We start from the raw sequence: 13,384 nt of genomic DNA on the forward strand, positions 1-13,384 counted from the left end.
GTTACATCTGTATAACTAAGAAAAGGAACCAACCTTTCGATTGATTCCTTTCTACCTTTTCAGTCTTTCGACCTGACTAAAACGGCAGCTATCTACTCTCCCACTTTTACGCAGTACCATCGACGTGGTTGGGCTTAACTTCTCTGTTCGGAATGGGAAGAGGTGGATCCCCAACGCTATAACCACCTTAATTTCTTTTTAAGATGTTTGACCTTGGACAACGCTACTCTAACAGTAACCTTTCGCTATATGGCTTTGTTGTTACACTCTACCACATCTGCTGATATATCAATCCTTCCTCCCGGAAAAAGAAAGTCTCGGGCTATTAGTACTACTCGGCTTCGACATTACTGCCCTTACACCTGTAGCCTATCAACGTCGTAGTCTACGACGACCCTTGAGGGATATCTAATCTTGAGGCTGGCTTCGTACTTAGATGCTTTCAGCACTTATCCAATCCAGACTTAGCTACCCGGCGGTGCACCTGGCGGTACAACCGGTAAACCAGTGGTCTGTCCAACACGGTCCTCTCGTACTAGTGTCAGAGCCTCTCAAATATCCTACGCCCACGATAGATAGAGACCGAACTGTCTCACGACGTTCTGAACCCAGCTCGCGTGCCACTTTAATGGGCGAACAGCCCAACCCTTGGGACCTTCTCCAGCCCCAGGATGTGACGAGCCGACATCGAGGTGCCAAACCGCTCCGTCGATATGAGCTCTTGGGAGCGATCAGCCTGTTATCCCCGGAGTACCTTTTATCCTTTGAGCGATGGCCCTTCCATACGGAACCACCGGATCACTATGCTCTAGTTTCCTACCTGATCGACTTGTATGTCTCCCAGTCAAGCACCCTTATGCCATTACACTCTACGACCGGTTACCAATCGGTCTGAGGGTACCTTTAGAAGCCTCCGTTACTCTTTTGGAGGCGACCACCCCAGTCAAACTACCCACCATACAGTGTCCCCACATTTCGCGGGTTAGAACTCAAACAACCAAAGGGCCGTATTTCAACGATGACTCCACAAACACTGGCGTGCCCGCTTCATAGTCTCCGGCCTATCCTACACATTAGTTGCCCAAATTCAATGTAAAGCTATAGTAAAGGTTCACGGGGTCTTTTCGTCCCATCGCGGGTAATCGGCATCTTCACCGATACTACAATTTCACCGAGCTCACGGTTGAGACAGTGTCCAGATCATTACACCATTCGTGCAGGTCGGAACTTACCCGACAAGGAATTTCGCTACCTTAGGACCGTTATAGTTACGGCCGCCGTTTACTGGGGCTTCAATTCAAACCTTCTCTTGCGATGAGCTCTCCTCTTAACCTTCCAGCACCGGGCAGGTGTCAGGCTGTATACTTCATATTTCTATTTCGCACAGCCATGTGTTTTTGTTAAACAGTTGCCTGGACCTATTCTCTGCGCCCTACCTTTCGATAGGGACCCTTTATCCCGAAGTTACAGGGTCAATTTGCCTAGTTCCTTAACCGTGAATCACTCGAGCGCCTCAGTATTCTCAACCCAACTACGTGTGTCCGTTTACGGTACGGGTACTTTATAAATATGCTTAGCGGATTTTCTAGGGAGCCTGCTTACATCCATATTACCTTGTACAAGTACTCGGTATACTGTCAGGTTCGACTCTCATGGCGGATTTGCCTACCACGATCAACGTCTACACCCTTTAACCAACTATTCCGTCAGTTGGCAGGATTGTCACTTCTCCGTCTCCACATCGCTCTATAAAGTAGTATGGGAATATTAAACCATTCTTCCATCGGAATCGCCGTTCGGCTTATCCTTAGGTCCCGACTTACCCTGATCCGATTAACGTTGATCAGGAAACCTTAGTCTTTCGGCGAGGAAGTTTCTCACTTCCTTTATCGTTACTTATACCTACATTTGCTTTTCCAGTTACTCCAGCAAGGGTTATCCCTTACCTTCTACGCTGCTGGAATGCTCCCCTACCATGTCTTACGACATCCATAGCTTCGGTAAACAGTTTATGCCCGAGTATTATCCACGCCAAACTCCTCGACTAGTGAGCTGTTACGCACTCTTTAAATGAATGGCTGCTTCCAAGCCAACATCCTAGCTGTCTCTGCAGTCTGACTTCGTTAGTTCAACTTAACTGTTATTTGGGGACCTTAGCTGATGGTCTGGATTCTTCTCCTCTCGGACGCGGACCTTAGCACCCGCGCCCTCACTCCAGGGCAATATATAATACGCATTCGGAGTTTATCTGGACTTGATAGGCGGTGAAGCCCTCGCATCCAATCAGTCGCTCTACCTCATATTATACTAACCCTAGGCTGCACCTAAATGCATTTCGGGGAGTACGAGCTATCTCCAAGTTTGATTAGCCTTTCACCCCTACCCACAGTTCATCCGAAAGCTTTTCAACGCTTACCGGTTCGGTCCTCCAGTTAGTGTTACCTAACCTTCAACCTGACCATGGGTAGATCACTTGGTTTCGCGTCTACTCCCTCCGACTATACCGCCCTGTTCAGACTCGCTTTCGCTTCGGCTCCGTATCTGAAATACTTAACCTTGCCGGAGAAAGTAACTCGTAGGTTCATTATGCAAAAGGCACGCCGTCACAGCTTACGCTGCTCCGACCGCTTGTAGGCAGACGGGTTCAGGGTCTATTTCACTCCTCTGTTCGAGGTTCTTTTCACCTTTCCCTCACGGTACTGGTTCGCTATCGGTCTCTCGGGAGTATTTAGCCTTACGGGATGGGCCCCGCTAATTCACACAGGATTTCTCGTGCCCCGCGCTACTCAGGATACTACTAAGCTTCGTCAGTAAGTCGTATACCGGGCTATCACCGTCTATGGCCGTTCTTTCCAAAACGTTCTACTTTACTAAGTTCTTGCTACATCGTAGTCCTACAACCCCGATATTGCCTAAACAATATCGGTTTGGGCTCTTCCGCGTTCGCTCGCCACTACTTGCGGAATCATTTTTATTTTCTTCTCCTATGGGTACTTAGATGTTTCAGTTCCCCACGTTCGCTCCTCTTACGAGGTGACAGATCTTCAATCTGACGGGTTGCCCCATTCGGAAATCCGAGGATCAAAGATTATTTGCATCTACCCCCGGCTTATCGCAGCTTATCACGTCCTTCATCGCCTCCGAGAGCCAAGGCATCCACCGTCTGCCCTTGCTTACTTTCTTTTTTCCGGTCACATCTCTGTGATTCGGATTGATATATCTTCAGCTTGCTCTTGTTACTTTATTTTACGTTGTCCATCATGTCAAAGATCTTTTACTCATTGCTGAGTTAGGTGGAGAATAACGGATTCGAACCGTTGACCCTCTGCGTGCAAGGCAGATGCTCTAGCCAGCTGAGCTAATCCCCCAGGTTTCTCGTTTAGAGATTCTGTAGTCCCAGGCAGAGTTGAACTGCCGACCTCTACATTATCAGTGTAGCGCTCTAACCAACTGAGCTATAGGACTGGCTTATCTTAATCTCCTGAAACTGCCGGATTTCCTTCAGCTTCATCTTTCTCTACTGGGTATCCAGTTTATAAGATCATATATAAATACATATTCAACCGTAGTACAAGTTAACTAATACCTTATAGTCAACTTGATAACGAATCCTTCGCTCCAGAAAGGAGGTGTTCCAGCCGCACCTTCCGGTACGGCTACCTTGTTACGACTTAGCCCCAGTCATCGGTTTTACCCTAGGCCGATCCTTGCGGTTACGGACTTTAGGTACCCCCAACTCCCATGGCTTGACGGGCGGTGTGTACAAGGCCCGGGAACGTATTCACCGCGCCATGGCTGATGCGCGATTACTAGCGAATCCAGCTTCACGAAGTCGGGTTGCAGACTTCGATCCGAACTGAGATGGGGTTTGGAGATTAGCATCCTGTCGCCAGGTAGCTGCCCTTTGTCCCCACCATTGTAACACGTGTGTCGCCCCGGATGTAAGGGCCGTGCTGATTTGACGTCATCCCCACCTTCCTCACAGCTTACGCTGGCAGTCTCTTTAGAGTCCTCAGCTCGACCTGTTAGTAACTAAAGATAAGGGTTGCGCTCGTTATGGCACTTAAGCCGACACCTCACGGCACGAGCTGACGACAACCATGCAGCACCTCGCAAATGGCTATTACTAGAAGAAGTGTTTCCACTCCGGTCCAAATGCGTTCAAACCCGGGTAAGGTTCCTCGCGTATCATCGAATTAAACCACATGTTCCTCCGCTTGTGCGGGCCCCCGTCAATTCCTTTGAGTTTCACCGTTGCCGGCNTATACTGCCAAAAAGGAAAAACGACGGATACAGTCTACATGTTTCGATTCTGACATAAGTTTACCCTGGTGTTTTGTCAACTTATTTCAGGACAGGACATCCCTTACTTTCTTTCTTTTGACTATTATCAAACGAATAAAGTATAATCATCAAACGAAAGGAATATATATGTCATTTATTCATTTGATATATATCAAACGAATCTTTTGATAGGAGCTTTATCCAATATTAATTCATAGTTACTTCTAAAAACATATCATCAAAATTAATAATAACCTGCTGAAATAAATTAATAAAGTCCAAGCCTAAAGAACCGTCCTCATTTTTCTGTGACCAATCAGCTTCCGGTTCTTTATAATTCACCTGAATATCTTTTATCTCAAAAGATGTATTCCCCAAACGTAAGGGTATCGAACTCAAACGTAACACCTCTAAATTCCGAACACCTCCAAATCCTCCTCCAAAATTTGCACTTTTATACCTTTGGTTTCAATCCATACCTGATGGAACTATGGGGTGATGACTCTTTTTTCAATGCCCGCAGTATGGATGTATTCATTACCAAACTTCGTAAAAAACTAAAAGCCGACCCCTCGGTTCAGATTGTTAATCTCCGGGGGATCGGCTATAAGCTGATTATTTAGAATGATCAAACGAACAATTCCGGTTCGCGGCGTGCACTAAAGTTCTTATGCAACATAGCCGTATAAGGAGTATCAAAAGTACGTGCCCCTTCAGGACATTCCTTTACACAAGCACAACACTTAATGCAAAGAGCAGGATCACTGAACATCCGGTCGTCTACGATCGAGATAGCAGCCACCGGACATACGTCGATACAATATTCACATTGCGTACACAACTCTTCGTCTGTAACAGGAGCCTGTGGCGTAGAAGGCCCTTTCACCTTATATGGGAAGTTTCCCTTTATTTCCAACGATGGTAATCCCGACAAAGTTGATACAGCATCCAGTTTTATCAATGTTTCATGACCGAATTCAGAGGCCTTCACCAAGTCTTCCTTATCCGGGCGACCGGCAGCAATAGGCATATCTTTCCGGCTGAAAGAATGTTCACCGACAAAAGCACCCGCACTGACAAGTACAAAACCTTGTGCGACCAATGCATCACTCAACTCCTTCAATGCATCTTCGTAGTCGCGGTTACCATATACGACAACCGGAATAACCGGGGTCTTTTCTCCCTGAAACATACGAATACGCTCCATGGCCGTTTCTGCGACACGCCCGCCATAAACAGGGACAGCCACAATAACCAGTTCGTTATCTTCTATATGAAGTGTTTCTTTCAACGCTTCATGCGTGATATCCGACTCAGACAATGTATCTCCTCCCAGCCCTTCAGCAATAGCGTATGCTATTTTTGCCGAAGTATGTGTAGGAGAAAAATAAATCAAATGTATATTCTGATATTGCATATTATTTATTTTACAGCAGTCTCGATCTTTTCCATCAATTCTGCAAACTCCTCTTCCGTGTATCCTTTGCCGACATAGATTACTTTACCATCTTTCCCTATCAAATAGCTACGCGGAATCAGATTTTTTGCAAATGCTCCGAAGATTGCACGGTTCTTATCCGGATACAAGGGGAAAGAAAATCCTTTCTTCTCATTGTATTTATCCAGTTCAGCATCCGTGTGTTCACGACCGATCACCAACAGCTGAAAGTTCTTATTGTCCTTATACTTCGGCCAGAGTTTCTGCTGCACGTCTGCCAGTTCTTTCTGACAAGGCGGACACCAGGTTGCAAAGAAGTTGACCAAAACGACTTTTCCTTTCAATGTTGCTGACGATATTTTCATTCCGTTATCGGAAACGATAGTAAATGCCGGCATTTGATCTCCCACCTTTATGATATCGCCGTCACTTTGTGCACGGACTATAAAAGCAAAGATCGTTAGAATGGCGGTTAAGAGGTATTTGTTCATACGCTTTATTTTAAACTTTGGGCAACATCATAGCCGGCTTTCAGTGCTTTCAGGTTCATTTCAACCACTTCTTCACCTTTACGGCCAAAAATACGACGAATACCGTCTTCTATCTTATTATATTCTATCCCGATAAAAGGAGTTGCAGCTCCCAGCATCACAATATTGGCAGCACGCACGGTAGCCACCTCTTTCGCTATTGCTTCCACGTCCAGGATCACTTTGTGAGGCAACTTATCCAGTTCCTCGTTCACCTTGTCGAAGTCCGGATAGTTAGGGATATTTACAAACGGTTGAGAGTTAGTAACCAGCCATCCTTCTTTTTTAAGATAAGGAAGATAACGAAGGCTTTCCATCGGTTCCAATGAAATGATCAGGTCGGCATGTCCTTTCGGTATCAGGTCGGAAGCGATCGGCTGGTCAGATAAACGCAGGTTCGACTGCACATCGCCTCCACGCTGACTCATTCCGTGTACTTCAGCCTGCTTCATATACAGACCTTCTTTCAATGCGGCTTCTCCAATAACGGCGGCAATAGAGAGGATACCTTGTCCTCCCACACCTGACAATATAATATCTGCTCTCATTTCTTACTTGCTTTTTTCTTTCTTGTTAATGTCTGAATACATTCACGACGCGGGATCAGAACGGATACACCCTTGTATTCGATCTCTTCACGGATAATCGTCTTCATTTCTTCGTAATTCTTCTTCAACGGAATCATCACACGAATATGAGCCGGATCAACACCGATACCGGCACAAATAGCTTCCAGGCGTCCTGTTCCGGCCGAATCTTGTCCACCGGTCATTGCCGTTGTTTCATTATCTGAAATCACGATCGTGATATTTGTTTCTTCGTTTACACAATCCAACAATCCTGTCATGCCGGAATGAGTGAAAGTAGAGTCACCTATTACAGACACAGCGGGGAATACACCTGCGTCGGCAGCACCCTTCGCCATCGTAATGGAAGCTCCCATATCGATACAAGTGTCGATTGCACGGAACGGAGGCAAAGCTCCTAACGTATAACAACCGATATCACCGAATACTTTCGGTTCATTGTATTCAGCCAATACTTCATTCAGGGCTTCATACATATCACGGTGACCGCAACCCTGACACAATGCAGGCGGACGTTGTTCCACCACTTCAGGAATAGCATAATAGCTGGTAATATCTTTACCCAGAGCTTTTCCTACGGCATCCGGAGTCAATTCACCATCCCGTTGCAAAGTTCCGTCCAGACGGCCGTGCACCTTAATACCTGTTCCCATATATCCTTTCAGCTGTTCTTCCACTACCGGATAACCTTCTTCCAATACCAGGATTTCCTTGCATTCGTTTACAAGTTTCTCCATCTGTTTGCGGGGAAGAGGGTACTGACTGATCTTCAATACCGGATGTTCGAATCCGTCCGGATAGTTTTCAGACAGATAGTTGAAGGCAATACCTGTCGTAATAATACCCAGATCCTTATTAGGACCATCGAAATACTGATTGTATTTTGATGTTTCAGATGAATCGACAAACTGCTTCTGAGCTTCCAATAAGACTTTGAAACGTTTCCGAGCCAAAGCCGGAAGGAGGATAAAACGCTGACGTCCGTCTGCCGGACAGTTCTTGGTGTTTTCATCCTTCATCGGACGGGTAACTACACCTGCACGAGAGTGAGCCATACGGGTAGTGATACGCATCAGGATCGGATATCCCAATTTTTCAGAAAGTTCGAAACCTTCATAAACCATATCGTATGCTTCCTGCTGACTGGAAGGTTCCAGCATCGGGATCATAGCAAAGTTACCATATACGCGATTATCTTGTTCGTTCTGTGAAGAGTGCATAGATGGGTCGTCAGCAGTAATAATGATCATACCTCCGTTAATACCGCTCATTCCTGCATTCATGAAACAGTCGGCAGCTACATTCAAACCTACGTGTTTCATACAGCAAAGTGAACGCTTTCCGGCATAACTCATACCTAATGCTGCTTCCATTGCTGTTTTTTCATTTACACTCCAACGGCTATGTATCCCCCGCTCTTTCGCAACAGCTGACCCTTGTATATACTCGGTAATTTCAGTTGAAGGGGTACCCGGATAGGCATAAACACCGGATATACCAGCATCGATCGCAGCCTGTGCGATGGCCTCATCCCCTAAGAATAGTTGTTTTTCCATGTATATTTGTTTCTTAAATTGATTTTTATGTAATACCAACTGCCAAAGATACAGCTTTTACCACAAAGAAAAAGCAAAAAGCTTATCTAATCTTTCTCCTGTTAAGTTCAGCTCTGTATCGGTTTGCGTTACGGTTATGTTCTGCCAATGTCGCCGCAAAATTATGACGTCCCGAAAAATCTTCTTTGGCGCACATATAAAGATAATTATGCTTCATATAATTCAATACGCTGTCCATTCCTTTAATAGTCGGGATGCGCAAAGGACCAGGAGGTAATCCGGCATATTTGTATGTATTATACGGAGAATCTATTTCTAGGTGTTCGAATAGGATACGCTGTAAACTAAAATCGCCAACAGCAAACTTCACTGTCGGATCAGCCTGCAAAGGTATCCCCCGATGAAGCCTGTTCAGATAAAGGCCTGCAACGATCGGATATTCATCGGACGCAGCAGTCTCTTCTTCCACAATAGAAGCCAGTGTAGCCACTTCTACGGGAGTCAGGCCAATCACCTTCGCCTTTTCCAGGCGAGCATCCGTCCAGAAGGCCTTATATTCCCGCTTCATGCGTTGCATCAATTTATCTGCCGGAATATTCCAATAGACCTCATACGTATTGGGGATGAAAAGAGAGGCGATCGTTTTCGTTGTAAATCCTAAAGAATCACAATAAGCAGAGTCATTGAGTAAGGATAGCAACTCTTCCTTATCGAGCATCAACTGTTCATCCAGCCGCTCGGCAAGGTCTTCCTTAAAACGGATATTATTAAAAGTCAAACGGATAGCCACCTGATGCCCACGCCGTAAATCATTTAATAGCTCCAGATTACTCATTCCGGGTGATATGGCATACCGTCCGGTTTTCATATTCGCCTGATATTTCAGCATACCAGCCAGTTGCTTGAAACTGCCTATCCGGTGACAACCGGCAGAGTCCTGCAGTTGCCGGCATAAATCGGTAAAGCTTTTATCCTTCCCTACATAAACATATACCGTTTCCTTTGGCACAAAGTTCGGAGCCCAGGCCAGGCGATAGCCCCAAATCCCCACACCCACCATCAAAAGGACAAAAAAGAGGGCTATTCCCGCTATTATATTTCGTTTCGACTGTTTTTTCTTATTCATTTTTTATCAAATAAAATCCTGAGTATCAGAATCGGCAACAAAAGTAGCATCTTTTTCTTAGAAAATAGATGCAAAAAGCTTTGTTTATTTAAAAACATACCTCTATCTTTGCAGCGCAATTCTAAGGAAGAAGCACAGAACACATGGAAGTGTGGGTGAGTGGCTGAAACCACCAGTTTGCTAAACTGACGTACTCGCAAGGGTACCGGGGGTTCGAATCCCCCCGCTTCCGCTCCAAAGGCTGTTAATTGAAAAATTGACAGCTTTTGTTGTTTTTAAACCATCCCCTCTTCACTTTTAGTAAATCTAAAAACATGTCTTATTCTATGTAAAACCTTTCGCCATCGCATTGGCAAAGGCCTGCCACCCTATATGCACTTTTTTGCCACTGCAGTGGCAGTACTTTTTTATTAGGAGGAATTATGTGAAACAGCTTCAGAAAAGACAAAAAAAGAGGTAAACCATTATCTGATTTACCTCATCTGTAGTCGGGATGAGAAGACTCGAACTTCCGACCTCCACGTCCCGAACGTGGCGCGCTACCAACTGTGCTACATCCCGTTTTTGATTACGGCTGCAAAGGTACAACTAATTTTGAACCTGCAAACATTTCTGGCATTTTTTTTACAGAAAACAGTAAAAAAAACAACAGACCACTCACTCCTTAAAATTTCTTGATATTTTTCTCTCAAAAGATTTGGAGTATTCAAAACTTTCCCTACCTTTGCACCCGTTAAACAAAACAACGGTGCCATAGCTCAGTTGGTAGAGCAAAGGACTGAAAATCCTTGTGTCCCCGGTTCGATTCCTGGTGGCACCACTGAAAATAAAGCAGTTATCTAAAAGATGACTGCTTTTTTTATGTCTTTTCGGTGGTTTTTACCTCAAAATCCTGTTGTTTTTTGTGTTTTTCGTGTCAGTTTACAGATGCCATGTAAACCATAAGTATTACAATCAATGTCGTATGTTACAAATCTAAAGTATTGAAAAACAATGAAAGTCCTTTAATACTGTGTATTTACAAAGACTGAAAAATGAAGTATCAAAGTATTGATATCTCATTAAACCCAGCTCATTGGGATTCCAAAACAATTTACGTATTGATGAAATACCTCATGATTGAGATTCCGTATTTTCAGTAATATACGATTTCAAATACTTCTTTAAATGATAATACCTATTAATTCCTACAATAAACAGGATTACACCTGCTACTAAACAGATCCATGCCACCATTCTCAAATGCTGGATAATTTCGATCTCAAATATCCCCATTCCTACCGTCAAAAGGTATAAAGAAGTACGTATATAAGAAAAGAGTGTCCGCTCATTAGCCAACCTGGTTCTTTCGAGTGCAAGAAGATCTCTTAAAATAATTTCCTCATGATTTTTTAATTTCTCCATGTTATCTGTCATTTTCTCTTTTAATTTTTATTGTAAGCTATATATTCAAAAAAAACAACTAAGTTCTTTAGCGGTCAAAATAATGTCCGGATTTCTGAGAGGAGTCCGGACATTTATTTATCTCAGCTTTCATACCGTTCTGCCCAGCTATGTATCACCGGGCTTTCTACATCCACGCCAAATTCCCGTGCTTTTTGCAGGATACGGTAAGCCAGCAATGGCTTTTTATCTTCCGGTGCATATCTGAAATAAGTCTCGGCCGCCCGTACATGGACACCATCAGGCATAGGAAACTCACGGGTTTCAGGAAGTCCGAAATCAGACAAAGGAAGTTCCTTACGTTCTTCTGTTGTTAATCTGTCGTTGGATTCTTTTATCATAATCATTCATTTAGGGGATTTGTTCCCTAATAACCAGCTTCACGACTATAAAGATTATGTACAGACTACTATTTAACCTACTAAAACAGTTGCTAATCTTCTTTTCGCAACAGGATACTATCGAGTATGGAGTTGACAGTACCAGCTTTCTTTACTACCATCAAATGATCTCCTCCCTCAACAGGAAACACATTTTCCAACCGGTCATAAGGAAATATCTGATCAGCCGTACCATGAATATGATACAGGTGCTCACTCTTATTGTCTGGTATCCAATCGGTAATCTGTTCAAGAGCCCATTTTATATAGACAGGATCTGTTACAGTCATATATTCTGCCAGATCTGAATTGGAGGCGTTATAAACCAATCGGTTGAAAGCATTTGTTATAAAATCGGTGGAAGAAAAGAGTCGCTTAGGCATAAATTCCATCAGGTTTACTTTCCTAACTGCCTGAAAGAGGATAGGGATTTCCTTTTTACTTTTAAAGGAAGAAATGATAACACATTTCGAAGGTTTCAGGAAAAGAGTCATCTCCTGCATAATCACTGCTCCGAAAGAATAACCTATCAGGACAAAAGGAGAAGTCGCATCTATAGCTTTCGCCATTGTACGGGCATATTCTGATAGTGTTTCATCAGGTCTGGGGATATACCACTCGATATATACTTTATTAAATCCTTTAGGAAGACGCAATTTATCGAAAACCTTGCAATTATAGCACATCCCGGAAATAAAATAGACATTGATATCCTTTACCTCCTTTTTCGAAAACCAATTTATCAATAATGATAAACGCTTCCATATCCCGGGTGATGACGCTTTATTTTCTTCCATATAGTCTTTACTCTTTATATAAGCATAAAGATAACTATTTTGTTCAAAAACTCATATTTCCAGCCAATAAAATTATTATTCCGATTTTAACTGACGTAGAAGTTCGGAGGGAGTACAACCAAACTGTTGCTTACAAAAACGAGTAAAATGGGTAGCCGAATTGAACTTGTAGAGCCTCATTATATCGCTCAAAGTATTCCCCGGCTCAGCCAGTTTGAAACGGACATGCTTTGCTTTCTGTTTCAAGATCCACTGGTGGGGAGACAAACCAAACTCTTCCCGAAACTTATTATTGAAATTCGTACGTCCCATCCCTGCTATCTTTGCCAGATCATCCACATGATCTACCTTCAGATAATTTTCCAGTATTAGCGAACGGAAATCCAGTGACTTCCCGACAATCGGATGGAACAAATAAGCCAACTCTTCTTTCTTATAAAAACCACGAAGCAGCAAAAACAGTTCCAGTGACTTTATCTCATGCAGATGTTTGCAATTCATTTGACACTCCATGTATTCGATCAGCGTATTCAGAAAAGACATCAAGGGAGGATAGATCACAATAGGTTCAAAATCATACTGTATCTTACTACATAGGGGAGCCAGGGATTGAAGTTCCATTTTATTACAAGCCCCAGGAAAACGGTCAAATGTAAATATAACAACATTCGATGCAGACAATATCCTACATGAAAAATCAGCGGATTTAGGTATCAGAATAAACTCTCCTGATCTGATTATCTTATTTCTCTGTTCATTACAACAAATGACCGCTTCTCCTTCCAGAAAAAAAATCAAATGATGATAATCCCTATCTTGTTCTCTCAGATCGTTTTCCTCATTTAATATCCGATGCTTAAACCCGACTAAAATATTCGAAGAATATTCCCTGCAAGATACATGCTCTTCCAAATAAAGCAATTTTTTCATTACACCCCCTATTTTAAAAATTCTAACATTAGTGTTTTTCTCATGCATATCCATCGAGGATAGCATTAACGGCCGGGTCTTCCATTTACAGTATAAAAGGCATTATATTCATTACATGAAACAAAAGTATAATCTTTTACACTATAAACGACACACATTTTCGCCGTTAATGTTTACATATCCACCAGCCTAATACAGCCTAATAAATTATTGACTTGCATTAAACTTAATTAGTAATTTAAGAGGTATGTATCCAAATGATTTTTAACAAAAAAGATGCAGCTTTTACGCATTCTGAAAAAGCTGCATCCCG

At 43.2% G+C, this 13,384-nt stretch carries 10 protein-coding genes, 5 tRNA genes, 2 rRNA genes, 1 pseudogene and 1 other annotated feature; of the genes and pseudogenes, 3 read left to right on the forward strand and 15 right to left on the reverse strand.

What is annotated here, in order from left to right; genetic code table 11:
- Positions 1–79: 79 nt before the first annotated feature.
- From rrf to BQ7394_RS26485, 5 genes are all read right to left on the reverse strand, one after another.
- A 5S ribosomal RNA gene (rrf, locus tag BQ7394_RS18735) occupies positions 80–190 on the reverse strand.
- A 116-nt stretch (positions 191–306) separates the two neighbouring features.
- Positions 307–3,183 (reverse strand): 23S ribosomal RNA (locus tag BQ7394_RS18740).
- 111 nt (positions 3,184–3,294) lie between these two features.
- Positions 3,295–3,368: transfer RNA gene (locus tag BQ7394_RS18745), tRNA-Ala, on the reverse strand.
- A 23-nt stretch (positions 3,369–3,391) separates the two neighbouring features.
- Positions 3,392–3,465: transfer RNA gene (locus tag BQ7394_RS18750), tRNA-Ile, on the reverse strand.
- Positions 3,466–3,622: 157 nt separating this feature from the next.
- Positions 3,623–4,306: a sequence feature (16S ribosomal RNA rRNA prediction is too short), on the reverse strand.
- A 185-nt stretch (positions 4,307–4,491) separates the two neighbouring features.
- Positions 4,492–4,626, reverse strand: a complete 135-nt coding sequence (locus BQ7394_RS26485) for a hypothetical protein (protein ID WP_262497549.1) — start codon at positions 4,624–4,626, stop codon at positions 4,492–4,494.
- 137 nt (positions 4,627–4,763) lie between these two features.
- Between BQ7394_RS26485 and BQ7394_RS18755 the strand changes: the two are divergent.
- Positions 4,764–4,907, forward strand: a pseudogene (locus tag BQ7394_RS18755) (winged helix-turn-helix domain-containing protein); the annotation flags it as partial.
- A gap of 5 nt (positions 4,908–4,912) precedes the next feature.
- Here the strand turns inward: BQ7394_RS18755 and BQ7394_RS18760 are convergent.
- The 5 genes from BQ7394_RS18760 to mltG all read right to left on the reverse strand — a co-directional run bounded on the left by BQ7394_RS18760 (position 4,913) and on the right by mltG (position 9,521).
- Complete coding sequence (locus tag BQ7394_RS18760) at positions 4,913–5,701, reverse strand: 4Fe-4S binding protein (RefSeq protein WP_075558804.1); 789 nt, start codon at positions 5,699–5,701, stop codon at positions 4,913–4,915.
- A 5-nt stretch (positions 5,702–5,706) separates the two neighbouring features.
- On the reverse strand, positions 5,707–6,213 hold the full coding sequence (locus tag BQ7394_RS18765; protein ID WP_075558805.1) for a peroxiredoxin family protein: 507 nt from the start codon (positions 6,211–6,213) through the stop codon (positions 5,707–5,709).
- 5 nt (positions 6,214–6,218) lie between these two features.
- Positions 6,219–6,800, reverse strand: coding sequence for an indolepyruvate oxidoreductase subunit beta (locus BQ7394_RS18770; RefSeq protein WP_075558806.1), 582 nt, complete (start codon positions 6,798–6,800; stop codon positions 6,219–6,221).
- Positions 6,797–8,395, reverse strand: coding sequence for a thiamine pyrophosphate-dependent enzyme (locus BQ7394_RS18775; protein ID WP_075558807.1), 1,599 nt, complete (start codon positions 8,393–8,395; stop codon positions 6,797–6,799). The genes BQ7394_RS18770 and BQ7394_RS18775 overlap by 4 nt, the downstream gene beginning before the upstream one ends.
- An 82-nt stretch (positions 8,396–8,477) precedes the next feature.
- Complete coding sequence (mltG, locus tag BQ7394_RS18780) at positions 8,478–9,521, reverse strand: endolytic transglycosylase MltG (RefSeq protein ID WP_075558808.1); 1,044 nt, start codon at positions 9,519–9,521, stop codon at positions 8,478–8,480.
- A 145-nt stretch (positions 9,522–9,666) separates the two neighbouring features.
- Here mltG and BQ7394_RS18785 point away from each other — a divergent pair.
- A tRNA-Ser gene (locus BQ7394_RS18785) sits at positions 9,667–9,753 on the forward strand.
- Positions 9,754–10,009: 256 nt separating this feature from the next.
- Here BQ7394_RS18785 and BQ7394_RS18790 read toward each other — a convergent pair.
- Positions 10,010–10,082, reverse strand: a tRNA-Pro gene (locus BQ7394_RS18790).
- A 186-nt stretch (positions 10,083–10,268) separates the two neighbouring features.
- Here BQ7394_RS18790 and BQ7394_RS18795 point away from each other — a divergent pair.
- Positions 10,269–10,341: transfer RNA gene (locus BQ7394_RS18795), tRNA-Phe, on the forward strand.
- 293 nt (positions 10,342–10,634) lie between these two features.
- On the opposite strand, the gene BQ7394_RS18800 is transcribed toward BQ7394_RS18795, so the two are convergent.
- The 4 genes from BQ7394_RS18800 to BQ7394_RS26320 all read right to left on the reverse strand — a co-directional run bounded on the left by BQ7394_RS18800 (position 10,635) and on the right by BQ7394_RS26320 (position 12,762).
- Positions 10,635–10,925, reverse strand: a complete 291-nt coding sequence (locus tag BQ7394_RS18800) for a DUF202 domain-containing protein (RefSeq protein WP_235848780.1) — start codon at positions 10,923–10,925, stop codon at positions 10,635–10,637.
- 122 nt (positions 10,926–11,047) lie between these two features.
- Positions 11,048–11,305: a hypothetical protein gene (locus tag BQ7394_RS18805; RefSeq protein ID WP_075560122.1), complete on the reverse strand. Its 258-nt coding sequence runs from the start codon at positions 11,303–11,305 to the stop codon at positions 11,048–11,050.
- 92 nt (positions 11,306–11,397) lie between these two features.
- On the reverse strand, positions 11,398–12,141 hold the full coding sequence (locus BQ7394_RS18810; protein WP_075558810.1) for an alpha/beta hydrolase: 744 nt from the start codon (positions 12,139–12,141) through the stop codon (positions 11,398–11,400).
- A 75-nt stretch (positions 12,142–12,216) separates the two neighbouring features.
- Positions 12,217–12,762, reverse strand: a complete 546-nt coding sequence (locus tag BQ7394_RS26320) for a helix-turn-helix transcriptional regulator (RefSeq protein WP_235848781.1) — start codon at positions 12,760–12,762, stop codon at positions 12,217–12,219.
- Between the last annotated feature and the right edge of the window lie 622 nt (positions 12,763–13,384).

Origin of the sequence: Parabacteroides timonensis (genome assembly GCF_900128505.1) — a bacterium.
Taxonomy (GTDB): Bacteria; Bacteroidota; Bacteroidia; order Bacteroidales; family Tannerellaceae; genus Parabacteroides; species Parabacteroides timonensis.